This is a genomic window from Collinsella aerofaciens (assembly GCF_005845035.1).
Lineage (GTDB): Bacteria > Actinomycetota > Coriobacteriia > Coriobacteriales > Coriobacteriaceae > Collinsella > Collinsella aerofaciens_I.
Genome location: NZ_SPFO01000002.1, coordinates 68,203 through 92,276, shown reverse-complemented (window position 1 = coordinate 92,276; position 24,074 = coordinate 68,203). Strand labels below are relative to the sequence as shown.

Annotated in this window: 18 protein-coding genes; 13 read left to right on the top strand and 5 right to left on the bottom strand. The window is 60.1% G+C overall.

The window, feature by feature from the left end:
• The first annotated feature begins 11 nt into the window (after positions 1 to 11).
• The 5 genes from FGQ67_RS01505 to larD all read left to right on the top strand — a co-directional run bounded on the left by FGQ67_RS01505 (position 12) and on the right by larD (position 8,089).
• The gene (locus FGQ67_RS01505) at positions 12 to 461 is read left to right on the top strand and encodes an MFS transporter (protein ID WP_212745992.1); all 450 of its coding nucleotides are present in this window, start codon (positions 12 to 14) and stop codon (positions 459 to 461) included.
• Between the two features lie 304 nt (positions 462 to 765).
• A complete protein-coding gene (hisS, locus tag FGQ67_RS01500) occupies positions 766 to 2,079 on the top strand; it encodes a histidine--tRNA ligase (RefSeq protein ID WP_117640032.1) in 1,314 nt (437 codons plus the stop codon).
• Between the two features lie 257 nt (positions 2,080 to 2,336).
• A complete protein-coding gene (locus tag FGQ67_RS01495; RefSeq protein ID WP_416378154.1) occupies positions 2,337 to 5,150 on the top strand; it encodes a phosphoenolpyruvate carboxylase in 2,814 nt (937 codons plus the stop codon).
• Between the two features lie 880 nt (positions 5,151 to 6,030).
• Positions 6,031 to 7,308 carry a nickel-dependent lactate racemase gene (gene larA / locus FGQ67_RS01490; RefSeq protein ID WP_022093875.1) on the top strand — a complete coding sequence of 426 codons (1,278 nt, stop codon included), beginning with the start codon at positions 6,031 to 6,033 and terminating at the stop codon, positions 7,306 to 7,308.
• A 49-nt stretch (positions 7,309 to 7,357) separates the two neighbouring features.
• Positions 7,358 to 8,089, top strand: a complete 732-nt coding sequence (larD, locus tag FGQ67_RS01485; RefSeq protein ID WP_055309665.1) for a D/L-lactic acid transporter LarD — start codon at positions 7,358 to 7,360, stop codon at positions 8,087 to 8,089.
• 319 nt (positions 8,090 to 8,408) lie between these two features.
• Here the strand turns inward: larD and FGQ67_RS01480 are convergent, their stop codons facing one another.
• From FGQ67_RS01480 to serB, 4 genes are all read right to left on the bottom strand, one after another.
• Positions 8,409 to 8,948 (bottom strand): TetR/AcrR family transcriptional regulator, encoded by a 540-nt coding sequence (locus FGQ67_RS01480; RefSeq protein ID WP_138339710.1) that lies wholly within the window; start codon positions 8,946 to 8,948, stop codon positions 8,409 to 8,411.
• A gap of 2 nt (positions 8,949 to 8,950) precedes the next feature.
• On the bottom strand, positions 8,951 to 9,868 hold the full coding sequence (larC, locus tag FGQ67_RS01475; RefSeq protein ID WP_138339709.1) for a nickel pincer cofactor biosynthesis protein LarC: 918 nt from the start codon (positions 9,866 to 9,868) through the stop codon (positions 8,951 to 8,953).
• A 10-nt stretch (positions 9,869 to 9,878) separates the two neighbouring features.
• Positions 9,879 to 10,661, bottom strand: a complete 783-nt coding sequence (gene larB, locus FGQ67_RS01470; protein ID WP_138339708.1) for a nickel pincer cofactor biosynthesis protein LarB — start codon at positions 10,659 to 10,661, stop codon at positions 9,879 to 9,881.
• 114 nt (positions 10,662 to 10,775) lie between these two features.
• Positions 10,776 to 11,411: a phosphoserine phosphatase SerB gene (gene serB, locus FGQ67_RS01465; protein WP_138339707.1), complete on the bottom strand. Its 636-nt coding sequence runs from the start codon at positions 11,409 to 11,411 to the stop codon at positions 10,776 to 10,778.
• Between the two features lie 256 nt (positions 11,412 to 11,667).
• Here serB and aspS point away from each other — a divergent pair, with 256 nt between their 5' ends.
• Positions 11,668 to 13,455: an aspartate--tRNA ligase gene (gene aspS / locus FGQ67_RS01460; protein ID WP_138339706.1), complete on the top strand. Its 1,788-nt coding sequence runs from the start codon at positions 11,668 to 11,670 to the stop codon at positions 13,453 to 13,455.
• A 242-nt stretch (positions 13,456 to 13,697) separates the two neighbouring features.
• Here the strand turns inward: aspS and FGQ67_RS01455 are convergent, their stop codons facing one another.
• Positions 13,698 to 14,714 (bottom strand): LacI family DNA-binding transcriptional regulator, encoded by a 1,017-nt coding sequence (locus tag FGQ67_RS01455; protein WP_138339705.1) that lies wholly within the window; start codon positions 14,712 to 14,714, stop codon positions 13,698 to 13,700.
• Positions 14,715 to 15,091: 377 nt separating this feature from the next.
• On the opposite strand from FGQ67_RS01455, the gene FGQ67_RS01450 reads away from it, so the two are divergent.
• The 7 genes from FGQ67_RS01450 (at position 15,092) to feoB (ending at position 23,990) form a co-directional block, all read left to right on the top strand.
• Positions 15,092 to 18,100 (top strand): glycoside hydrolase family 2 TIM barrel-domain containing protein, encoded by a 3,009-nt coding sequence (locus tag FGQ67_RS01450; protein ID WP_138339704.1) that lies wholly within the window; start codon positions 15,092 to 15,094, stop codon positions 18,098 to 18,100.
• 3 nt (positions 18,101 to 18,103) lie between these two features.
• On the top strand, positions 18,104 to 18,559 hold the full coding sequence (locus tag FGQ67_RS01445) for a NanQ anomerase/TabA/YiaL family protein (protein WP_138339703.1): 456 nt from the start codon (positions 18,104 to 18,106) through the stop codon (positions 18,557 to 18,559).
• Between the two features lie 153 nt (positions 18,560 to 18,712).
• Positions 18,713 to 20,176 (top strand): amino acid permease, encoded by a 1,464-nt coding sequence (locus FGQ67_RS01440; RefSeq protein WP_138339702.1) that lies wholly within the window; start codon positions 18,713 to 18,715, stop codon positions 20,174 to 20,176.
• Positions 20,177 to 20,597: 421 nt separating this feature from the next.
• Complete coding sequence (locus FGQ67_RS01435) at positions 20,598 to 20,846, top strand: HPr family phosphocarrier protein (RefSeq protein ID WP_171025131.1); 249 nt, start codon at positions 20,598 to 20,600, stop codon at positions 20,844 to 20,846.
• A 188-nt stretch (positions 20,847 to 21,034) separates the two neighbouring features.
• Complete coding sequence (locus FGQ67_RS01430; protein WP_022094360.1) at positions 21,035 to 21,277, top strand: FeoA family protein; 243 nt, start codon at positions 21,035 to 21,037, stop codon at positions 21,275 to 21,277.
• Between the two features lie 39 nt (positions 21,278 to 21,316).
• A complete protein-coding gene (locus FGQ67_RS01425; RefSeq protein WP_006234774.1) occupies positions 21,317 to 21,538 on the top strand; it encodes a FeoA family protein in 222 nt (73 codons plus the stop codon).
• Positions 21,539 to 21,662: 124 nt separating this feature from the next.
• Entirely contained in the window at positions 21,663 to 23,990 is a 2,328-nt protein-coding gene (feoB, locus tag FGQ67_RS01420; protein WP_138339700.1) for a ferrous iron transporter B, read from the top strand.
• The last annotated feature ends 84 nt before the right edge of the window (positions 23,991 to 24,074 follow it).

The window sequence follows — 24,074 nt, the reverse complement described above, 5'->3', positions numbered from 1 at the left end:
AAAGGAGCAGTATGCCCCAGCAGCGTAAGTTCTTCCCCGGCTGGCTCGTGGTGGCCTCCGGCTTCGTGATCATGGCCACGTGTTACACGATTTTTGTCAATTGCATGAGCCTGTTCCAGCCGCTGATCGTCAGCGACCTGGGTATTTCCCTTGCGCAGTACAACGTCTCCAATGCCATCTCCACCGTGGTGAGTGTCGTGGGTTCGCTCGTTATCGGCCATGTTGCCGATAAGGTGAGTGGCCGCGTATTGGGCTCGCTTACCGTTATCGCTACCTCGGCGGTGCTTGCCGGCATGAGCTTTGTCGGTGAGCTGTGGCAGGTCTACGTGCTCTTTGCCGTCTCGGGCTCCTTTGCGAGCACCTGGATCGTGTGCCTGGCGTGCTCCGTGGTCATGCTCGTGTTCCTGCTGGCATCGGAGCCCATCGCCGCCAAGCTGCGCGCAAGCGTGGTGGGGGAGTAGACGTCCGTTGCTCTTTTCTGTTCGCCCCGTTCTGTCCGTGGCCGCTTTGGAAGCCGAATGGATGCTCGTACCATCATTCGGTTTCCAAGGCGGCCACGGGCCTACGAAATGATCCCTTTTCCTCCGTCCCCAACAGATCACGTGATCCGAAGGGGACGGAGGAAAAGGGATCGGCTGCCGCGGCGGCGCGTCTGGCCGAACGAGTCCCCATACCCTCGTTCGGTCAGGCGCGCCGCCGCGTTGCTGCTTTGTGCCGTATAATGTCCACTACCTATGACGCGATACAAAAGAAAGGTGTTTGCCCATGCAGGCACAGAAGGCGGAGGGAACCCGCGACCTTATCGGCGCCGAGATGCGCGCCTGGCAAAAGATGCAGCAGATTGCGGCCGGCGTGTTCGAGCCGTTTGGTTTTAAACCCATCGAGACGCCCGCGATCGAGCAGGTTGACGTGTTTGTCCACGGTATCGGCCAGTCGACCGACGTCGTGCGCAAGGAAATGTTCCGCGTGTTCAGCGGTGCCAACCTGGAGCGCGTCTTTACCGAGGGCACCGACACCAAACTCAAGCCCAAGCAGCGCCTGGCACTTCGCCCCGAGGGCACGGCCGGCGTGGTGCGCGCCGTCGTCGAGAACAATCTGGTGCCCCAGGGCTCCACGCCGTTTAAGGCTTACTACGCCGAGGCCATGTTCCGCGGCGAGCGTCCCCAGAAGGGCCGCCTGCGCCAGTTCCACCAGGTGGGCATCGAGTGGCTCGGCGCTCCCGATCCGGCGGCAGACGCCGAGTGCATCATCATGCTCATGGAGTTCTACAAGCGCCTGGGCTTCGATCTTTCCAAGCTTCGTCTGCTCATCAACTCGATGGGTGACGCCCAGTGCCGTCCGGCTTATCGCGAGCAGGTTAAGCAGTTCATCCTCGATCACGCCGACGAGATGTGCGATGAGTGCCGCGAGCGCGCCGAGCTCAACCCGCTGCGTGCCTTCGACTGCAAGAACGACCACTGCCGCGAGATCATGGCCGAGGCTCCGCTGATGGGTGACAACCTGTGCGATGAGTGCCGCGAGCACTACGAGCAGGTCAAGCGCTATCTGGATGCCGCCGGTATCGAGTATGTCGAGGATCCCACCTTGGTGCGCGGCCTGGACTACTACACCCGTACTGTCTTTGAGGTCGAGGCCCCTGGCGCCGGCGTCGGCTCCATCGGCGGCGGCGGCCGCTACGATGGCCTGGTCGAGCTCGAGGGTGGCAAGCCCACGGCGGGCGTCGGCTTTGCTGTCGGTTTTGAGCGCGCCCTGCTGGCCCTGCAGGCCTTTGGCAGCGATTTGGGTGCCGATGAGGCCCCGTGCGTCTATGTCGCCAACGCCGGCAAGGAGCTGCGTCAGAACGTCTTTGCCATTACGCAGGAGCTTCGCGCCGCAGGTATCGTGACCGAGGCCGACTATCAGGGTCGTTCGCTCAAGGCCCAGTTTAAGCAAGCCGATAAGGTAGGCGCCAAGCTCATCTTGGTCCTGGGTGGCGACGAGCTTGCCGCCGGCAAGGTCAAAGTGCGCGACATGCAGAGCCATGACGAGGTGCTCGCCGATTTGGACAACGTCGTCGAGGCGGTTCGCGAGCGCCTGTAGCGCATCTTTTTGAGCTTCGGGCCTGCTAACGTGCCCTGCTCATGGAGAGCGATTGTTACGGGGGTGTTTCGCTTTTATGCGGAATGCCCCCGTTTACGTATGCCGCCCACCGAGAAATACGACCATTTAGGGCAAAAACCTTTGCAATGCAGAAAATACTTTTGTGTGGTAAAGCGCAATCAGTGTCGAAAGTATTTCTCAAGCGCCTATAATGAATACCGCATGTTACGTGCATAGAAGGAGGAATGGGAGGAAACGTGGCTGAGAACCTAAGCAACCAGTCTGTACCCGAAGCCGCGGCGCGCGTCGCTGCCGTGGTCAACCGCCTCGTTAACCGAATCGGCTCGAATGCCGAGTCCAGGGAGCGTCTCGCCGAGATCGAGATCCCCGAGGAGCTGCGCGACAATCTGGCGCTGTTCTTGCGCCTGGAGCGCCGTGTGCTTAGCGAGTATGATCCCGAGATCGCGGACCTGTTCGACAAGATTTTGACAGCCGAGATTGTGGTCAATGCCGGCAACCCCGGTACCTGCGCTGCCGACGAAGCCGTCGACGAGCAGGGCGTGCCCACCGCCGACGAGCCCACTGCCGTGGCATTTCGTGAGGTCGTCGATTTGATCGACAGCCTGCCGCTCGATAAGCAGCAGGTCATCGTTCGCGCCTTTACGAGCTTTTTCCATCTGGCAAACCTGTCGGAGGAGAACTACCGTGTGGCGCAGCTGCGCGAGCGCGAGGCCGGTGCGTCGACCGATACCGAGGTCGATCCTGCCAACGAGCTTACCGTTGCCTATCACCAGCTGGTGAATGAGCTGGGTGTCGAGGGTGCCAACGAGCTGCTCGACAAGCTCGAGTTCCACCCTGTCTTTACCGCACATCCCACCGAGGCCCGTCGTAAGGCCGTCGAGGGCAAGATCCGCCGTATCTCCAACCTGCTGGAGGAGCGTCCGCGTCTGGGCGGCTCCGACCTGGTGGAGAACGAGCGCCATATGCTGCAGGAGATCGACGCCCTGGTGCGTACGAGTCCCATCGCGCTCAAGAAGCCCACGCCGGTCGAGGAAGCCGATACCATCATCGACATCTTCGATAACACGCTGTTCGACGTTATCCCCGTTATCTATCGTCGTTTTGACGATTGGGTGCTGGGCGACAAGGCCGGTACTGTGCCGCCGCTGTGCCCGGCGTTCTTCCATCCCGGCAGCTGGATCGGTTCCGACCGCGACGGTAACCCCAACGTCACCGCCAAGGTGAGCCGTGAGGTCGCCGCCAAGTACTTTACGCACATGGTGCTCAAGCTCGAGGACAAGTGCCGCCACATCGGCCGCAACCTCACGCTCGAGGCTACCTACAGCAAGCCGTCGGCCGAGCTCATTAACCTGTGGAACCATCAGGTCGAGATGAGCTCTCGTTACACGGCCCGCGCCGAGCTGATCTCCGAGCACGAGCCGCATCGCGCCGTCATGCTCGTCATGGCCGACCGCCTGAATGCCACCGTCCGTCGTATCACCGACACCATGTACCACAGCGCCGACGAGTTCCTGGATGACCTGCGCGTCGTCCAGCGTTCGCTGGCCGCCTGCGGTGCCGTCCGTGCTGCCTACGGCCCGGTCCAAACCATCATCTGGCAGGTCGAGTCCTTCGGCTTCCATATGGTCGAGATGGAGTTCCGTCAGCACTCCGTGGTGCATGCCCGCGCCCTTAAGGATATCCACGAGAACGGTATCCATGGCGACCTGCAGCCCATGACGCGCGAGGTCATCGATACCTTCCGCGCTATCGGCTCCATCCAAAAGCGCTACGGCAAAAAGATGGCGCACCGCTACATCATCTCGTTCACCAAGAGCGCCCAGCATGTGGCCGACGTCTTTGAGCTCGCCCACCTGTCCTTTGCACACGAGGAGGATGTCCCCGAGCTCGACGTGATCCCGCTGTTTGAGCAGCTCGAGGACCTCGAGGGCTGCGTCGACGTGCTCGACCAGATGCTTACGCTGCCCGTGGTGCAAAAGCGCCTTGCCCAGACCAACCGCCGGATGGAGGTTATGCTGGGCTATTCCGACTCCTCCAAGGATGCCGGTCCTACCACGGCCATGCTCGCGCTGCACTCCGCGCAGGAGCGCATTGCCAAGTGGGCAGAGAAGAACGATATCGACCTGGTGCTCATGCACGGTCGCGGCGGTGCCGTGGGCCGTGGCGGCGGCCCTGCCAACAAGGCCGTGCTGGCGCAGCCCAAGGGTTCGGTCAACTGCTTCTTTAAGCTCACCGAACAGGGCGAGGTCATCTTTGCCCGTTACGGCAACCGCACGCTGGCTCAGCGCCATGTTGAGTCCGTTGCCGCCGCAACGCTTTTGCAGTCGGCCCCGAGTGTCGAGAAGACCAACACCGAGACCACGCAGAAGTTCTGGGATATGGCCGAGAAGCTCAACACCGCAAGCCACGAGCGCTATCTGGACCTGCTGAACACCGAGGACTTTACACCGTGGTTCTCGACCGTGACGCCGCTGACCGAGGTCGGTCTGCTGCCGATCGGCTCGCGTCCGGCCAAGCGCGGTCTGGGTGCGAAGTCACTCGACGACCTGCGTACCATTCCGTGGATCTTCAGCTGGAGCCAGGCGCGCATTAACCTGGCCGCTTGGTACGGTCTGGGCACCGCCTGCGAGCAGCTTGGCGATCTTGACCAGCTCAAGGCTGCCTACCAGGAGTGGCCGTTCTTCCGCACCTTTATCGACAACATCGAGATGTCGATCGCCAAGACCGACCAGCGCATCGCCAAGATGTATCTGCACCTGGGCGACCGCCAGGATCTGTCCGAGAAGGTCTTTACCGAGATGCAGCTCACGCGTAAGTGGGTCCTTGCCATCGTCGGTGACGAGTGGCCGCTGCAGCGCCGTCGCGTGCTCGGCTGCGCCGTCCGTGTACGTAACCCCTACGTCGACGCCCTGTCCATCGCCCAGGTCCGCGCCCTTCGCGAGGTGCGTATGAACCAGGACGAGATGGCCGAGGAGAAGAAGGCCGAGTACATGAGCCTGATTCTTTCGACTGTGACCGGCGTCTCGGCAGGATTGCAGAACACGGGGTAATCGATAGCCCTGTGGCTCTCACCGGGACCCGATGGGTTTCCCTCTGAATGCGTCCTCGCACTTGAAGCCCCCTTATCCTGCTCCTTCGGAGCTGCGGATAAGGGGGCTTCGTGCTGCGGAATGCATTCAGAGGGAAACCCATCGGGTCCCTTCGTCCTCGGTCTTCAGGAATTGGGGCCGATGAGAATAAGGTGCGCTTCGCGCTCAATGTGGAGTGCGGCGAGGGCTTCTTGCGTCCTGCGGAGTGTGCCTAAAAGTAAACTGATGGCGGGCCCTGCGATGTCCGGTCTTCGGCGGATCAGCCGCTGGGTGAGGGTGGTGCTTGGGGCGACGTGCAAAAAACGGAGTTTTCAGCAGCCAAAGATTGGTGCATAAGGCTATGGGTGACGTTCGCGGCTCCTGTTGATGCTTTTGCATGACGATTGGGCTTTGCCGATGTTCATATATGGCTGGTTTCTCGCCGCATGCCATCCAGATGGGACGAGCCATGAGGACTATCTACCTTTTGAAAGACTTTTGGCACCAAAATCTTATCCCGCGATGCTGAATACTCGCAAAAATGCACGCTCCGGAGAGCACTACCCTGTTACGGCTAGAAATCCATGCGCCATTTGATTAAATTAATTAATGCATTTATGCAAAATGGCTTACGTGCGTACGTCTCGGGCTAGATGTTTGCCTCGGCGCTGCGTAAATCATCCTGTCTATAGTGTCTTTGACAGGCGGCCGCGGTCCCGTTTGGGGTCGCGGCCGTTTTGTTGTGGATCAAATATGAACGTTGTGTTAATGAGTCGGTGGACGGTGGTGTTTTTCGGTGAGCGGCGTATCCTTCCAACGGTTTATCTAGTGTGTCAGTTGAAAAGGAAGAGGGCGCTCGTTATTGTTTGAATGTGAACTGCCGTTTGACCACAAGACGTTGCATCTGGAGCTCGAGGATAAGAACTTCGCGGGTGTGATGGAAGGTCATCAAAACGAGTTTAAGACCACGAAATCGCAGGAAGAGCTGGTAGAGGAGTCGCTTGCCAACCCTTATGGTTCGCCGTCGCTCGAGGAGCTTTGTGCTGGCAAGAAGGATATTGTCATTATTAGCTCCGATCATACGCGTCCCGTTCCCTCGCGTGTGACGATGCCTATTCTGCTGCATCACATCCATTCTGCTGCGCCCGAGGCTCGCGTGCGCATTTTGGTTGCTACGGGTATGCATCGTCCGTCGACGCATGAGGAACTCGTCAACAAGTACGGCGAGGAGATCGTTGCCAACGAGGAAATCGTTATGCACGTCGCGACTGACGACAGCATGATGAAAAAGATCGGCACCCTGCCTTCTGGTGGCGAGTGCATCATCAACAAGATTGCCGCCGATTGCGATCTGCTGCTTGCCGAGGGCTTTATTGAGCCGCACTTCTTTGCCGGTTTCTCTGGTAGCCGCAAGTCCGTCCTGCCTGGCATCGCCAGCTACAAGACCATCATGTACAACCACAACGGTCAGTTTGTGAATGATTCCCACTCGCGTGCCGGCAACCTGTGCCACAACCACGTGAGCGAGGACATGTTTGCTGCCGCCGAGATGGCTCACCTTGCCTTTGTGCTTAACGTGGTGCTCAACGGCAAGCACGAGGTCATCGGCTCCTTTGCCGGCGATATCCACAAGGCGCACGAGGCTGGCTGCGAGTTCGTGAAGAGCCTTGCCGGCGTTGAGCCCGTCGAGTGCGAGATTGCCATCACCACCAACGGCGGCTACCCGCTCGACCAGAACATCTACCAGGCCGTGAAGGGCATGTGCTCTGCCGAGGCCACGCTTCCCGAGGGCGGCGTGATCATCGACGTCGCCGGCTGTGCCGACGGTCACGGTGGCGAGGGCTTCTATCACAACATCGCCGACAATGATCCGGCAGAGTTTGAGCGCGCCTGCATCGACCGTCCTAAGGACGAGACCCTGCCCGACCAGTGGACGAGCCAGATCTTTGCCCGCATCCTGGCGCATCACCCTGTGATCATGGTTACCGACCTGTGCGATCACCAGATGATCAAGGATATGCACATGACGCCGGTTAACACCCTCGATGAGGCGCTCAAGCTCGCCTTTGAGATGAAGGGTGCCGATGCCAAGGTGGCCGTCATTCCCGATGGCCTGGGCGTTGTCGTCGCACAGCACTAGTACGCGGCCTAAACGAACCGTTTATAACCGACAAGAAAGATAAGGTTTTATGCTTACCAAACTCCTCTGCGAATTCGGCGCAACGGCCCTCATGATCATCTTTGGCGTGGGCGTGCACTGCGATACCGTGCTTAAGGGCACCAAGTATCAGGGCTCCGGCCACATGTTTGCCATCACCACCTGGTCTTTTGGCATCTCGGTCGCCTTGTTTATCTTTGGCGGCGCCGTGTGCATGAACCCCGCCATGGTGCTTGCCCAGTGCATCGTGGGCCTGGTGCCGTGGAGCAGCTGCATCCCCTTCATGATTGCCGATATGCTCGGCGGCTTTGTGGGCGCCGTGATCGCGTGGTTGATGTATGCCGATGAGTTCAAGGCTTCCGACGGCGTCGTCGACCCTATTGCCCAGCGCAACATCTTCTCGACCAACCCCACCACCGAGGGCACCAACTATGCCCGCAACTTCTTCTGCGAGGCTATCTGCACCTTTGTGTTCATCAGCGCCATCCTGGCTACCGCTAGCCGTGCCGGCGAGAACGTTTTGATGCTCGCTATCTGCGTCGGTCTGATCGTTTGGGCTGTTGGCATGGGCATGGGCGGCATTACTGGCTTCGCCATGAACCAGGCTCGTGACCTTGGTCCTCGCATGGCCTATCAGGTGCTGCCGATCAAGAACAAGGCCGACAACAACTGGAAGTATGGCCTGCTTGTTCCTGGCATCGCTCCGTTTGTCGGTGCCGCTCTGGCCGCGCTGTTTGTGCATGGTTTCTTGGGCATGTTCTAGTCTGAGGCTACATAGTTGTCCGCTGGCCGCATGGGGTAACTTCCCAGCGCGTCCTCGGACATGCAAAAAGGCTCGCTGCGCACTTCGTGCGGCGAGCCTTTTTGCGTCCTGCGGAATGCGCTGGGAAGTTACCCCATGCGGACAGCTGCGGGATCTTTGTTGCGTTCGTACAAGCAACCCAATATATATCTGAATTTGGATGGGAGGGGCTTGTTGCTGGTAGGGGCGTTGGGCTTCTGTCGACACTTTGGGATGGATTGTGCTTTGGGTTGGGGCGGCGCTTTGAGATGAGGTCGGAACTTTGGGATGAGGGGTTTACTCAGTTGAAGAGAGGCTTAATGGCTGATAGGTAGTCTTTGGCTACGTCGGCTTTGGCTGCTTGGAAGTTGTGCCAGGCCCACCATTGGACCATTCCTACGAAGCTTGAGGCTATGTGGTGTAGTAAGAAGCTGCGGTCCATGGTGGCGGCGGGGCCTGCGGGGTCGACGGGGACGGTTTCGGCTGCGCGCGACATGATGGTCTTGCGGAGGCAGTCGGCGAAGACGCGTGAGCCGGCGCCGGCTACGAGGGCTCGAACGCCCTGACGGCGTTCCCAGAGGTTGTTGAGGATATGCTCGACTTGCACGAGTGGGTCGTCGAGCGGCGTACCATCGTCGTCGAGGGCGTGGGTGCAGATGTCGCTCACGAGCTCGGACAGTAGGTCGTCTTTGCTCTTAAAGAGGCCGTAGAATGTCGCGCGGCCTACGTGGGCGCGCGCGATGATGTCGCCGACGGTGATCTTGCCGTAGTCCTCTTCGCGCAGCAGCTCGGAGAACGCCGAAACGATGGCAGCGCGGCTTTTTGCCTTGCGGGCATCCATGGCTATGCGTCCGCGTGAACGAGCAGGCAGCGGAGCGTACCGGAGCAACCCTCGTAGGGGCGCTTGCCAGCGCCGTAGCCGACGGCTTCGATGCGGTAGCGTGAGGGCAGTTGGTCGGACGTACACAGCGCGGTGACGATGGCGGCGCCCGTGGGCGTCACGAGCTCGCCGGCGACCGGTGCAGGCGTGAGGGCGATATTGCCCGCCTGGCACAGGTTGACGACAGCGGGGACGGGAATGGGCATGAGGCCGTGGGCACAGTGGATGGTGCCGTGGCCCTCGGAGAGCGACTCGACGACAATATCCTCGATGCCCAGGTCATCGAGGCAGATGGCGACAGAGCAGACGTCGACGATGGAATCGACGGCGCCTACCTCGTGGAACATGACGGTCTCGGGCGTTTTGCCGTGGGCCTTGGCCTCGGAGGCGGCGAGCGCGGTAAAGATGGCGTGCGCACGACGCTTGGCGCCATCGCTTAACTGCGAGCCGTCGATGATGGCGGTGACGTCCGCCAAAGAACGGTGGTGATGGTGGTGGGCGTGATGGTGACCCTCGTGGCCATGGCCGTGGGTCTCATGATCATGCTCATGGCAGTGCTCATGCTCGTCATGGTCATGATGGTGGTGCTCGTGCTCGTGCTCGTGCGTGTGCTCGGCAGCTGCTTCGTTGCCGTAGAGCCATGCCATGTCGTGGTCGTGGTTCTCGAGCTCTTCTGCCAGCTGAACGTCGAAATCGCAGGCGTCGATGCCATGCTTGTTTACGCGCGTGACGGCGATCGTAAAGCCGTCGACCGGCAGTGTGGCGAGCTGTTCGCGCAGGTGCTCCTCGCTGGCGCCCAGGTCGAGCAGGGCCGCGACGGTCATATCGCCGCTGATGCCCGAGGTGCCGTCGATGATAAGCGTGTGCTGATGATTGGACATGGAATGCTCCTTAGCGGGCGCGGGGTGTGCCGGCGCTCAGATGATTGATAAGACTTGCCTGGTAGGCGGCGCCGAAGCCGTTGTCGATATTGACGACCGATACGCCGCTGGCACAGGAGTTGAGCATGGCGAGCAGCGCGGCTACGCCACCAAAACTTGCGCCGTAGCCCACGCTGGTGGGAACGGCGATGACCGGACAGCTCACCAGACCGCCGATAACGCTCGCCAACGCGCCCTCCATGCCGGCGATGGCAATGACCACCTGTGCCTGGGCGAGTTCCTCGGCATGCGCGAGCAGGCGGTGCAGGCCGGCGACGCCTACGTCGTAGAGGCGGTCGACCTCGTTGCCATAGAACTCGGCCGTCAACGTGGCTTCTTCGGCGACGGGCAGGTCGCTCGTACCGGCGCAGGCGACGACGATGCGTCCATTGCCGGTAGGGGAGGGCTTGCCTCCTACGAGGGCGAGCTGTGCGTCCGGGACATATCCCAGGTCGATGCCGTTGTCGAGGAGTTCCGAGGTGCGGGCTGCCTTTTCGGCGTCCAGGCGCGTGACCAGGATGCGCTCCTGGCCGGCATCGTGCAGCGCTTCGATAATGGCGGCAATCTGCTCGGCGGTTTTACCGGCGCCGTAGACAACCTCGCCGGCTCCCTGGCGCACCCCGCGCGAAAGATCGAGCTGCGCAAAACCCAGATTGGCGGTTGGCGCCGTCTGGATGCGCGTAAGGGCGACAGCCGGGGTGACTGCTCCGCCGGCAACATCGCTCAGCAACTGCTCAAGATCTCGCTTATCCATATATGTTCCCTTCGACGGCGCAAAGTCTAGCACTCAAAGGGTATGTTTCCGAACACTAAGACAAAATTGTTCGGAAACTATAGGACAGACTGATTCAATTGTTAGACGGATCGGCTAGTCGCGCAGGATGATGTCCATGGCGAGCATCAGGTTGCGCTCATCGATGGCAAACGGGGCGGCTTCGCGCGTCTTGGGCTTGGCACAAAACGCGATGCCCGTGCCCGCGGCCTGAATCATGGGGATGTCGTTGGCGCCGTCGCCGATCGCGACGGTATGGGCCATGTCGACACCGCACTCGACTGCCCAATCCAGCATCTGGATGAGTTTGGACTCCTTGGTCACAATGTCTGCCGCCAGCTTACCCGTGAGCTTGCCGTCGACGACTTCCAGGCGGTTGGCCAGGCAAAAATCGATACCCGCGGCAGCTACGATCTTGTCAGCGATCTCGTGGAAGCCGCCGCTCACCACGCCGACCTTCCAGCCCTTGCTGTGTGCCGAGCGCACAAGCTCTAACGCGCCGGGGGTAAATGTCACGCGCTCAAAGGTGCGCTCGAACACGCTCTCATCCAAGCCGGCAAGCAGCCCCACGCGCTCCTCAAGCGCCTGCTTAAAGTCGAGCTCGCCGCGCATGGCGCGTTCGGTGATCTTCGCCACTTGCTCGCCTACGCCGGCCTCCTCGCCCAACAGGTCGATGACCTCCTGGTTGATGAGCGTGGAGTCGATATCCATAACGATGAGGCGTGCAGTCATGACGGGCCTTTCCAAGTGCTGTTTTATTGGGGCACATTGTCGCACGCCGCGCGCCTTGGCGACGGCCACGGTGCGTCAATTGTTTCGTCTCCGTCAAGTCTTTGGGCAAGAGCTACTTTTTCGTGGTACATCGACGCGGGTGCGATAAGATAGAACGCCATGTCCGGCTGCGCGGTTTACGCAGGCTGGGCAAATCTGTACGACGCCGCCCGGAACGACACGGGGCGGCACAGATCCATAAAGGAGGATCACTGGTATGAGCCAGACCCGTCCCATCGATGAGCATTCCATGCACACCCGTACCTGCGGCGAGCTTCGCTTCGAGAACGTGGGCGAAGAGGTCACCCTCACCGGTTGGGTGAGCCGTCGCCGTGACCACGGCGGCCTTATTTTCTGCGACCTTCGTGACCGCGAGGGCATCACGCAGCTCACCTTCGACCCCGAGCACTCTGACGGCGACGCATTTAAGATCGCCGAGACCATGCGTCCCGAGTGGCCCATCAAGATCCACGGCGTCGTGCGCTCCCGTGGCGAGGAGACCACCAACGCCAAGCTCGCGACCGGCGAGATCGAGGTCCTGACCGACCACGCCGAGGTGCTCAACACGTCCGTCACCCCGCCGTTCCAGATCGAGGACGGCATCGAGACCAGCGAGGACACCCGTCTGCGCTATCGCTATCTGGACCTCCGTCGTCCCGAGATGATGGCCAACCTCAAGCTGCGCTCCGACTTTACCTTTGCCATTCGCGAGGCGCTGCACAACCGTGAGTTCATGGAGGTCGAGACGCCCTCCCTGTTTAAGTCCACGCCCGAGGGCGCTCGTGACTTCATCGTTCCCAGCCGTATTCAGCCGGGCAACTTCTACGCCCTGCCGCAGTCCCCGCAGCTCCTGAAGCAGCTGCTTATGGTCGGTGGCGTCGAGCGCTACTATCAGGTTGCCAAGTGCTTCCGCGACGAGGACCTGCGTGCCGACCGTCAGCCCGAGTTCACTCAGGTCGATATCGAGATGTCCTTCGTGGACCAGAACGACGTTATGAGCGCGCTCGAAGAGGTCCTGGCCGATGCCTTCGGCCGCATGGGTGTCGAGATGCCCACGCCGCTGCGTCGCATGAACTACTGGGAGGCCATGGACACCTATGGCTCCGACAAGCCCGATACCCGCTATGGCATGCATCTGGTCGACCTGACCGACATCTTTGCCAACTCCAAGTTCAAGGTCTTTGCGACTGCCGCAAACGAGGAGGGTTCTGTCGTCAAGGCCATTAACGCCAAGGGCGCCGGTGCCTGGGCACGTGCCAAGATCGATAAGCTCGCCGGCGTGGCCTCCACGTTTGGCGCCAAGGGCCTGGCTTGGATTGCTTTCCGCGAGGATGGCTCCATCAACAGTCCCATCGTCAAGTTCTTCTCGGACGAGGAAATGACTGCCCTGCGCGAGCGTATGGACGTCGAGCCCGGCGACCTCGTGATGTTCGCCGCCGGCCCGCGCCTGCTCTCTGACGAGATCCTGGGCGGCATGCGTTCGCACATGGCCAACGCGCTCGAGATCAAGCGCGAGGGTCACGACTTCCTGTGGGTCGTCAACTTCCCGCTGTTCCACTGGGATGAGGACCGCAAGGCTTACGCTGCCGAGCACCAACCGTTCACTCTGCCGACCGAGACCGACATCGCCAAGATCGAGGCCGATCCGCTGGCAGCCGGTTCGTGCACCTATGACTTTGTCATGGACGGCTTTGAGGCCGGCGGCGGCGGCATGCGTATCCACAACGCCGAGATGCAGATGTCCATGCTCAAGCTCCTGGGCTTTACCGAGGAGCGCGCTGAGTCTCAGTTTGGCTTCCTCATGGAGGCGCTCAAGTTTGGTGCGCCCCCGATGGGCGGTTTCGCTCTGGGTCTGGACCGCGTGTGCATGCTGCTCACCGGTTCCGACTCCATCCGCGACGTCATGGCGTTCCCCAAGACGGCCAGCGGCTCCGACCTTATGTCGGGCGCCCCGAGTGCCGTTTCCGGCGCCCAGCTCAAGGACGTCAGCCTGCGCCTGATGTAGGCAAGCGGCTACATATTGCCTGTAACGAGGGAAGGACGCGTGCCTTCCCTCGTTTTTTATGCGCGGGCGTTGCGAGGACATAGGGTGACCGGACGTCGCGGAAACTGCGACCCAGAATCCAGCCAAATAACGGGTCACACTTTCCGGTTGAGCTTCTGGCGGAAAATACATCCCAGAATCGGCGTTCGGAATGGGCCGGGCTTTCCGCTAAAGCAGCCTAGCGGAAAGCCCGGCCCAGTTTCCTACAGTGAGTCTCTCTGAACGAGCTGCATGTGCATGACGGTGGTGGTGGGCGCGGCACCGTTAATCATATCGAGCGCAATGCCTGCAGCCATGCGGCCTTCCTCGCGAAGCGGCTGACGAATGGTCGTCAACGCGGGGACGCTGCGAGCTGCGACCTCGTGGTCATCGAAGCCTACGACCGAAACGTCTTTGGGTACGCTAATTCCCGCTTCGTTGAATGCGGCGATAACGCCGGTTGCGATACGGTCCGATCCGCATAGCACGCCGTCGGCATGTATTTCGCGCGCGAGCAGCCGCCGCGTGGCTTGGTAGCCGTCTCCGCTGCTCCATCCGGTATAGATGACATTTTCATCCGGAAGGCTTTCGCCCAAAATTGCACGGTAGCCGCGAAGGCGGTCGACGACGGCGGGGTTATCCTGCGGCCCCAGCACGGCAACGATGTCCTTGCGCCCGCGATCTTTCATGGCGAGCGCGGCGAAGCGGCCGCCCTCTTCGTCGTCGGAGTAGACCGTCGAGAACACATCGCGATAGGGGTGGCCCTCGAGCTGGCCGCACAACACGGTGGGTACGCCCAGCTCGCGCAGCACCTCGAGCAGCTCACTGCCCTTGTAGGGCGAGACGTCGATGACGGCGTCAAACGAGCGACGCTCAAAATGCTCGCGTGCGCGATTGCGCTCGTGCGAGGAAGATGCCTGCAAGATCACGGGTAGGTAAGACGACTCAGAAAGTTCCTCGGTAATACCGCTTAAAAACTCACTGTAGGTGGGATCGCTAAACAGCTCGCTCAAAGGCTCGGTAACCAGTACGGCGATTATTTCCGTGCGTCCGACGGCGAGTGCCCGGCCGCGTGCGTTGGGTACAAAATTGACTTCCTTGGCAGCCGCGCGGACGCGTTTTTTGGTCTCCTCGCTAATGCGGGGCGAATCGTTGAGTGCTCGCGATGCTGTGGAGCGCGAAACACCGGCAGCTGCAGCAACCTCGGCAAGCGTGGGTGCGGTGCGTGCTGGTTGGGTCATGGCGTCTCCTGGAAAATGCGGTCGATGTTGTTACTGATACAGGCTGGTGCGGATACAGCTTACTATAGTGCGCCTGAACAGCGTTCATGATATCCGGTGACCGGTGTCGTGCTGCAATCAAACTGCGACTGAGTACGGCATGTGTGGGCGAGATATAGGTAGGCGCGACAGTTGCCTGTGAGTTCAAGAACGATGCCCTGTGCTGTGTACCTAAGCTTAGGGTGACATAAGTAGCATGGTTGTACAACCGGTTGCACCGTTAATCCGGCAAAATCGACCGTTCGGCGGACAACCGGTTGCACAGATTTTTGCACCGCCCGTAAGATAAGGACAACCGGTTGCACAAAGAAGCACTACGATGACGAAGGAGCATCACCATGGACGCCATTAACGATTGGGAAAACCAAGCGCTCACCCACAGGAACCGCCTGGCACCCCATGCGTACTTTATGGGTTATGAGACCGCCGATCTCGCCGCTACGTACAGCCGCGAGCTGTCGCGCGGATTTGTCCAGCTGTCCGGCTCGTGGCAGTTCCGCCTTTTTGAGGGCCCCGCGGCCGTCTCCAACGAAGCACTTTGCACGTACGAGCCCGAGTGGGATCACGTGGAGGTTCCGCACCTGTGGCAGGTAGACGGCTATGGCAACCTTGCCTACACCGACGAGGGTTTTCCGTTCCCGGTGGATCAGCCGTTCGCTCCCTCCGACGACCCTACGGGCGTCTACCAACGCATCGTCAAACTTCCCGCCGTGCCTGCCGGCGCTCGCGAGATTATTCGCTTCGACGGTATCGAGAGCTACGGCGAGCTGTATGTCAACGGCAAGTTTATCGGCATGACCAAGGGTTCGCGCCTGTCCGCCGAGTTTGACGTGACCGACGCGCTCGTCGAGGGCGACAACCTGTTTGCGGTCAAGGTTCTGCAGTACAGCGATGGTAGCTACATCGAGGACCAGGACATGTGGTGGGCATCGGGCATCTTCCGCGATGTGTACCTCATGCAGCGTCCCACCGCGCATCTGGTCGACTTTAGGTTCCGCACGCACCGCGAGGGCGATGCCGCTCTGATCACGCTCGATACGGTTGCCGAGGGCGCAAGTCGCGTCGTGTATACGCTCAGCGATGGCCAGAATGTGGTCGCTACGGGCGAGTGCGTCGACGGCCATGCCGAGTGCAGCGTTGCCGATGCCCACTTCTGGAACCCCGAGGACCCCTTCCTCTATGACCTTACGCTTGAGGTCTACGACGGCGACGAGGTCAGCGAGTACGTTCCGCATCGCCAAGGCCTTGCCGAGGTGACGGTCGAGGGCAATCATATCTACCTCAACGGCACCTACTTTAAGATGCATGGCGTCAACCGCCACGACCACGACGATCACAAGGGCCGCGCCGTGGGTCTCGAGCGCATGCGCCGCGACCTGGAGCTCATGAAGCAGCACAACATCAACGCGGTGCGCACGTCCCACTACGCCAACGATCCGCGCTTCTACGAGCTGTGCGACGAGTACGGCATCATGCTGGTCGCCGAGACCGATATGGAGAGCCACGGCTTCGAGAATATCGGCAATATCGCCCTGGTCACCGACGACCCGGCATGGGAGCCGGCCTACGTCGACCGCATTGAGCGCCTGGTGATGCAGGAGCGCAATCACGCCTGCATCATTATGTGGTCGATGGGCAACGAGAGCGGCTATGGCTGCAACATCCGCGCGATGTACGCCAAGGCTCACGAGCTCGATGGTCGTCCGGTCCATTACGAGGAGGATCGCAACGCCGATACCGTCGACGTTATCTCCACCATGTACTCCCGCGTGTCGCAGATGAACGACTTTGGTGAGCATCCGTTCCCCAAGCCGCGCATCAACTGCGAGTACGGTCACTCCATGGGCAACGGCCCCGGAGGCCTGTCCGAGTATCAGGAGGTCTTCGATCGCTGGGATTGCATCCAAGGCCAGTTTATCTGGGAATGGTGCGACCACGGTCTGGCTGCTGTGACCGAGGACGGCATTGCCTACGATATGTATGGCGGCGACAACGGCGATTACCCCAACAACAGCAACTTCTGCATCGATGGCATGGTGTTCCCCTGGCAGCAGCCGAGCCCGGGCCTTACCGAGTACGGCCAGGTCATCTGCCCGGTTCGCATGGCTTATGACGCCGAGGCGGGCGAGCTGACTGTCACCAACAAGCGCTGGTTTACCACCCTCGAGGATGTTTGCCTGTCGGCGGAGACCCTGGTGGACGGCGACGTGGTCTGCCGCAAGACGCTCATGCCCGGTGCGGTTGCCCCCGGTGAGTCCGTCCAGCTTCCGCTGGTGATTCACGAGGCCGCGGTAGGCGAGACCCTGCTGACTGTGCGCGCCTACACCATGGCCGCTCACGTCTGGTGCGAGCCGATGTTCCAACTGGGCGCAAACCAGTTTGCCATCGCAAACCATCCGGCGCCGGCCATTGCGGCTCCCACTCGTCCTGAGCTTACGGTCGAGGAGACCGAGCAGGAGATTCGCATTCACTCCCTCAACGGCGAGCTGACCTTCAGCAAGGTAAACGGCACCGTGAGCGAGTGGAAGGCATCCGGCCGTGACGTCATGGCCTCTGGTCCCCAGGTTGGTTTTTGGCATCCGCTCGTCGACAACCACGCCCAGGAGTACGACTCCCTGTGGAAGGACAACTTCATTGATGTAATGCAGACGTCCACCCGCAAGGTTTTTTGGAAGCAGGACGGCAATGCGGTCGTCGTTACCGTGAGCCAACGTATTGCTCCTCCCGTCCGCGCGTTCGGCATGCGCGTCGAGCTTGTCTACACCGTGCTTCCGAGCGGTCGCGTCGACCTCAAGGTTTCCGGCGAGCCCTACGGCGACTATTCGGACATTATCCCGCGCATCGGCATCTCCTTTGAGGTTCCCGGTTGCGATCGTGCCGTCGAGTGGTATGGCCACGGCCCGGGCGAGAACTATCCGGACTCGCTGCGTGCCAACCCGGTCGGTCATTACCGCACTACGGTCGACGACATGTTCACGCCCTACGTTATGCCTCAGGACTGTGCCAACCGCGAGGGTACCCGCTGGGTTGCCCTGCGCTCTAGCCACGGTGATGGCGTGCTGGTGACTCGTCCGGCCGACGCCGCTTCCAACCCGTTCTCGTTCTCGGCATGGCCCTATAGCTGCGAGGCTATTGATAATGCCAAGCACGTCTACGACCTTGTTCCGGGCGACACGGTCACGGTTAACATCAACGACCAGCTGCTCGGCCTTGGCTCGAACTCTTGGGGTTCCGAGGTGCTCGATTCCTATCGCACCCGTTTTGAGAGCTTCAGCTTTGAGGTGTCCCTGCGACCGCTGACGTCTGCCGATTTGGCTCAGGCGCTGGCACCCATTAAGGAGGCATAAGCCATGCATGTCTTTAACTCGCGCGCCGATTTCGACGCTCAGATGAAGTCCGTCAAGAAGTGGATGCGTACCGGTCAGGCACTCGACGGCGTTTCTGAACTGCAGCACGATGTGGCGTACTCTATCGGCGACTCGCTGGTGTATTGGTGGGTGAACGCCCACGAGGCGGCTACTGCCGATCTGGTCGGTCACCGTCGCTACCATGCCGTGCTCGCCCCGCTCGACGGCAATCTGACCGTTGAGGTGGCTTCCAAGGCCGATCTTACCTGTACGCGCGCCTACAGCGATATCGATGATCGCGAGCGCTTTGAGGGTACGGGGGAGACCGTGACGATTCCCGCCGGCGGCGTTGCCGTCGTCGAAATTGACGAGGCCTACCGTGTCGTGGCCGATGCCGCGGATCCCCGCGTCGTGGTACTGCACGTGACAGTCGAAGGTTATTCCTTCCCCAACAAGTAGTATTCGTCCGCCTGGACGTTTGCTTCGCGCCGTTAAGGGGGATGGCTTTGTTGACTCCCTTTTCCCCATTCCCCTTAGCAGGTGCGCCATCCGTGTTTGCACTTGCAGCTCGGACGGTTTTAGATGACATTTAACAGATGATTGGGAGGGCTTATGAGCTCTGAAAAACGAGGAACGATTGGTTCGTTCGCTCTGCTGGGCATGACGGTCGCCGCCGTGTTCGGTATCAAGAACATCATCAACAACAACGCGGCCATCGGCTTGGCAGCTGCGCCGTCGTTCTTCTTCGCCACGCTTTTGTACTTTGTCCCCTATACCCTGGTTACCGCCGAGTTCGTCGGCCTCAACAAGGACTCCGAGTCTGGCGTGTACGCATGGGTTAAGACCTCGATGGGTGGTCGCTGGGCGTTCCTGACGGCATTTAGCTACTGGTTCGTTAACCTGTTCTTCTTTGCGTCCGTCCTGCCCAACGTCATCATCTACGCGAGCTACGTGTTCTTTGGTGCCAACGCCGAGCTTTCGCAGCTGTGGATCACCATTATCGAGATCGTCGTCTTTGCTATCGCCACGTGGGTTTCGACCAAGGGCGCTAAGTGGATCGGCTCCATTTCCTCCTTCGGTTCGACCGCGGCTCTCGGCCTGACCGCCGTGTTCATCCTGCTGTCCCTGGCTGCTGCCTTTGGCGGCGTTGAGTTCGCTACGGCTCCTACTCCCGCTAACATGGCTCCCGACATGAGCAACTTCGCAACTGCGTGGGGCTTCTTCGGTACGCTTGCCTGGATCATCCAGGGCGTTGGCGGCGCTGAGTCTGTCGGCGTGTTCCTTAACGACCTTAAGGGTGGCGTCAAGGCCTTCGTGCGCACCGTCGTTATCGCCGGCCTGACCATCGGCCTTCTGTATGCAGGCGCTTCGCTGCTGGTCAACCTATTCATCCCCGAGGGCGGCGTTGCCATCTCCACCGGTATCTTCGACGTATTCGGCGCTGTCTTTGCCCACTTTGGCATTCCCATGGAAGTGTCTACGCGCGCCATCGGCTTGATCCTTCTCGCCGCCACGCTGGGCTCCCTCATGATGTGGACCTCTGCTCCCATCAAGGTTTTCTTCACCGAGATCCCCAAGGGCGTCTTTGGTAGCAAGATCGTCGAGCTCAACGAGCATGGCATTCCTGCCCGCGCTGCTTGGCTGCAGTTCGCCATCGTCGTCCCCATCCTGATCATTCCGGCCCTGGGCTCCGGTAACCTCGACGACCTGCTCATGATCGTTACCAACATGACTGCTGCCACCGCTCTGCTCCCACCGCTGCTGATTTTGCTTGCCTACTTTATGCTGCGCAAGAACTTTGACGCCGCTCCCCGTGGCTTCCGCATGGGTTCGCGCAGCTTTGGCCTGGTCGTTGCCGCATTCCTGCTTGTGGTCTTCTGCTTCGTGCTTATCTGCGGCACCATTCCGCTCGATCAGCCGCTGTGGCTGACGCTGGTCTACAACGTTGGCGGCGTGGTTGTCTTCTTGGGCCTTGCCGTGACGTGGTACAACCGCTACATCAACCGCCTGCGCGAGACCGATCCCGAGGCCGCCGAGAACGAGCTTCGCCCTTCCGTCCTCGATATGATGGAGTAGCGGCTAGGATTAATCTACGGCTGTGGAATAAATCGATTCCCTTTCCTAAGGAGGGGCCTTACGAGGCCCCTCCTTTTGTGTTTTGGAGCATGGTTTTGGACCCTGTGGTCAAAAAATACCAAATATGAGTACTGTTGCAAAAGAGGTGTCATATTTTTCGGCCTGTTCTGAGCGAAAATGGGCTCAAAATCAATTTATCTAACCCCCTATAGACGCGATTCGATGGCTTCCAAAACATTAAAATCGGCCAAATCGGCCAATTTGCTCTCGATTTTGCTGCTACTAAATTGGTGACAGTACTCATATTTGCCACTTTTTGACCACGGGGTATCCGGAGGGGCTCTCGACAAGCATCTAACGCTACAATAACTACCACGTGGCTGGGTTTGCCGGCCGAATGTGCGATGTCGTGGGAGGGGACATGGTCGAGTTTACAAAGACGATTAAAGATCCGTTGGGATTACATGCCCGCCCGGTTGCGCTGCTCTATGACATCATTGCCAAGCATCGTAGCGACGTGTCAGTCAGCATCGGCGATCGCCACACGGATGGCCGCGATGTCATGGGACTCATGGCTCTCTACGGCGAGTGCGGCGAGGATGTTGTGTTCCGCGTTTCGGGCGTGGATGAGGCTTCCTGCGTTACGTCGATCAGAAATCTCTCGCTCTAGGCATGATAGGGCGCGGTAAAGGATGGTCCTTTGCCGCGCCTTTTTGTTTCGTATAGGAAACTTTTTCGAAATCTGAATGGGGACCCTTTCCAAAAAGTTAACCGCGTGCTAGTTTACTAAAGCGAACATAGACGTGGTTAACTTTTATCGCGTCGATGTTGAGGACGAACTGACGTTAGGAGCAACTCATGTCTTGCGGACCGCAGATGCCGGCCATGCCGCTTTCGATGGTAAAAGCGGGCGAAACCGTGCGCGTGTCTCGTGTAAAGGGCAATGAGGACATGAAACACCACCTCAAGGACCTCGGCTTTGTCGAGGGCAACGAAATCCACGTGGTGAGCTCGAGTGGTGCCAATATCATCGTCACGGTGCTGGGCGCACGCTTTGGCATCGATTCCAAGGTTGCCATGCACATCATGACCGTCGGTTAGTCCGAAGCATTTCATAAAAACCGAAAGGGGGACAAGAGGATGAAGACGTTGGGTGACGTTAAGGTGGGCGAGAGCTCTACCATCGTCAAGCTTCACGGTGAGGGTGCGCTTCGCCGCCACCTTATGGACCTGGGGCTCATCAAGGGCACTTCGTTCAAGGTCGTGAAGGTCGCGCCGCTCGGTGATCCGGTCGAGATCAACGTGCGCGGCTACGAGCTTTCCATCCGCAAGGAGGAGGCGGCCGTCGTCGAGGTCCAGTAAGGGCTCGCGGCGTATATTTCTGCAGATAAAGTTAGGTTTTTCTAACTTAATGCTGCAACTTTGAAGCACATTTATCCAGCCTGCGCGGAGAAAGCAGCGCAGGCACACAAGGAAGAAGGATTGAATGGCGGATTCTCAGATCCATGTCGCGCTGGCGGGTAACCCCAACTGCGGCAAGACCACGCTTTTCAACCTGATCACCGGCGCCAACGGCTACGTTGGCAATTGGCCCGGCGTCACGGTTGAGAAAAAGGAAGCCAAGCTCCTAAGCGACAAGAACGTTACCATCACGGACCTCCCCGGCATCTACTCGCTTTCCCCCTACAGCCCCGAGGAGCAGTGCTCGCGCGATTACCTCATGAGCGGCGAGCCCGATGTTGTCGTCCAGGTTGTCGATGCCACCAACCTCGAGCGCAACCTGTACCTGGCGCTTCAGGTTATCGAGACCGGCCTGCCCGTGGTCGTCGCCCTCAACATGGCCGACTTGGTCGAGAAGAACGGTGACAAGATCGACACGGACAAGCTCTCCAAGAAGCTCGGCTGCCCGGTCATGATGATCTCCGCTCTTAAGAACAAGGGCATCAAGGAGCTGTTCGAGCAGGTCAAAAAGTCCGCTGCTTCCAAGGGGCAGGTGCCGGAGCACAAGTTCGACTCCTCCATCGAGGACGTTCTGACGCACATCGAGAACAACCTTCCGGCGAGCGTTCCCGCCAACAAGCGCCGCTATTACGCCGTCAAGCTGTTCGAGCGTGACGCAGACGCCTGCAAGCTCATCAACCTCACCAAGGAGAAGGCCGCTCGCGTGGAGCAGCTGGTCGCCCAGTGCGAGCAGGACTGCGACGACGACGCCGAGTCCATCATCACCGGCGAGCGTTACGGCGTGATTGCCCACATCATTGACGAGTGCCTCACCAAGGCTCCGGCAAAGATGAGCACCTCCGAGAAGATCGACCGCGTGGTTACCAACCGTATCCTGGGCCTGCCGATCTTTGTGGTCATCATGTTCTGCGTGTACTACATCGCCGTTTCTACCTTGGGCGGCACGGTGACCGACTTCACCAACGACCAGCTCTTCGGTACCGACGGTTGGTATGTGCTCGGCCAGGGTCGCGACGCCTACGACGCGGCCGTCGAGGCTGCGGGTGACAATGCCGACTCGGTCGACCCGGCACAGTACGGCCCCTATGTCCCGGGTATCACCACCGTGGTGCACGACGCCCTTGTGGCGGGCGGCACCGAGGACGGTGGCCTGGTCGATTCGCTGGTCTGCGACGGCATCGTCGGCGGCCTGGGCGCCATCTTCGGCTTCGTCCCGCAGATGTTCCTGCTGTTCGTCATGCTGTCCTTCTTGGAGGACTGCGGCTATATGGCCCGCGTCGCCTTCATCATGGACCGCGTGTTCCGCCGCTTTGGCCTGTCCGGTAAGTCCTTCATCCCCATGCTCGTGTCCTCGGGCTGCGGCGTCCCCGGCGTCATGGCTACCAAGACCATCGAGAACGAGAAGGACCGCCGCATGACGGTCATGACCACCACGTTCATTCCCTGTGGCGCTAAGCTGCCGATCATCGCCCTGCTCATGGGTTCCATCATCGGCGATTCTTCTACCACCGCCGCGTGGATCAGCCCGCTCTTCTACTTCCTGGGCGTCTTTGCCGTCATCGCCTCGGGCCTCATGCTCAAGAAGACCAAGCTCTTCGCCGGCCGCCCGACCCCGTTTGTCATGGAGCTCCCCGCTTACCACTTCCCGGCGATCCGCTCCTGGGCGCTGCACGTGTGGGAGCGCTGCTGGGCCTTTATCAAGAAGGCCGGCACGATCATCTTCGCCTCTACCGTCGTGGTGTGGTTCCTCTCCAACTTTGGTAGCTACAACGGCTCCTTTGGCTTCCTGCCTGCGATGGACGGCATCCCCGAGGAGTTCATGGACTACTCCGTGCTCGCCATGCTGGGCAACCTGGTCGCTTGGATCTTCGCCCCGCTCGGCTTTAGCACCTGGCAGGCAACCGCGCTGACTGTCTCTGGCCTCGTCGCCAAGGAGAACGTCGTCGCCACCGCCGGCTCGCTGCTGTCCGTCGCCGACGCGGGCGAGACCGACCCGAGCCTGTGGACCGCGTTTGCCGGCATGTTCCCCACCATGGGCGCCTGCGTTGCCTTCGGCGCGTTCAACCTGCTGTGCGCTCCGTGCTTTGCCGCTATGGGTACCATCCGCAACCAGATGGATTCCGGCAAGTGGACCGCGATTGCCCTCGGCTACGAGTGCGCCTTCGCTTGGGTGATCGGCCTGTTCATCAACCAGTTCTATAACCTGCTTGTCCTTGGGCAGTTTGGCTTCTGGACGGTTGTGGCTATCGTGCTGCTGGTCGCGATGCTCTTCCAGATTTTCCGTCCTATGCCCAAGCACGCTTGGACCGACGAGGACGAGACCAACACTGCTTCCGCTGCAGTTTCCGCCTAAGTCCGAATAAGGATCAACCCCTTTCCACGAGCCCGGGTGTCTCAGTGACACTCGGGCTTTTTGGTAGGGGAGATGTGGCGTTTC

Bases quoted from the DNA above. Each gene is read 5' to 3' on its own strand.
- FGQ67_RS01505 (WP_212745992.1), top strand. From the start codon at position 12: ATGCCCCAGCAGCGTAAGTTCTTCCCCGGCTGGCTCGTGGTGGCCTCC.
- aspS (WP_138339706.1), top strand. From the start codon at position 11,668: ATGAGCCAGACCCGTCCCATCGATGAGCATTCCATGCACACCCGTACC.
- FGQ67_RS01435 (WP_171025131.1), top strand. From the start codon at position 20,598: ATGGTCGAGTTTACAAAGACGATTAAAGATCCGTTGGGATTACATGCC.
- larC (WP_138339709.1), bottom strand. From the start codon at position 9,868: ATGTCCAATCATCAGCACACGCTTATCATCGACGGCACCTCGGGCATC.
- FGQ67_RS01450 (WP_138339704.1), top strand. From the start codon at position 15,092: ATGGACGCCATTAACGATTGGGAAAACCAAGCGCTCACCCACAGGAAC.
- FGQ67_RS01445 (WP_138339703.1), top strand. From the start codon at position 18,104: ATGCATGTCTTTAACTCGCGCGCCGATTTCGACGCTCAGATGAAGTCC.
- FGQ67_RS01425 (WP_006234774.1), top strand. From the start codon at position 21,317: ATGAAGACGTTGGGTGACGTTAAGGTGGGCGAGAGCTCTACCATCGTC.
- larD (WP_055309665.1), top strand. From the start codon at position 7,358: ATGCTTACCAAACTCCTCTGCGAATTCGGCGCAACGGCCCTCATGATC.
- larB (WP_138339708.1), bottom strand. From the start codon at position 10,661: ATGGATAAGCGAGATCTTGAGCAGTTGCTGAGCGATGTTGCCGGCGGA.
- feoB (WP_138339700.1), top strand. From the start codon at position 21,663: ATGGCGGATTCTCAGATCCATGTCGCGCTGGCGGGTAACCCCAACTGC.
- hisS (WP_117640032.1), top strand. From the start codon at position 766: ATGCAGGCACAGAAGGCGGAGGGAACCCGCGACCTTATCGGCGCCGAG.
- FGQ67_RS01480 (WP_138339710.1), bottom strand. From the start codon at position 8,948: ATGGATGCCCGCAAGGCAAAAAGCCGCGCTGCCATCGTTTCGGCGTTC.
- FGQ67_RS01455 (WP_138339705.1), bottom strand. From the start codon at position 14,714: ATGACCCAACCAGCACGCACCGCACCCACGCTTGCCGAGGTTGCTGCA.
- FGQ67_RS01440 (WP_138339702.1), top strand. From the start codon at position 18,713: ATGAGCTCTGAAAAACGAGGAACGATTGGTTCGTTCGCTCTGCTGGGC.
- FGQ67_RS01430 (WP_022094360.1), top strand. From the start codon at position 21,035: ATGTCTTGCGGACCGCAGATGCCGGCCATGCCGCTTTCGATGGTAAAA.
- serB (WP_138339707.1), bottom strand. From the start codon at position 11,411: ATGACTGCACGCCTCATCGTTATGGATATCGACTCCACGCTCATCAAC.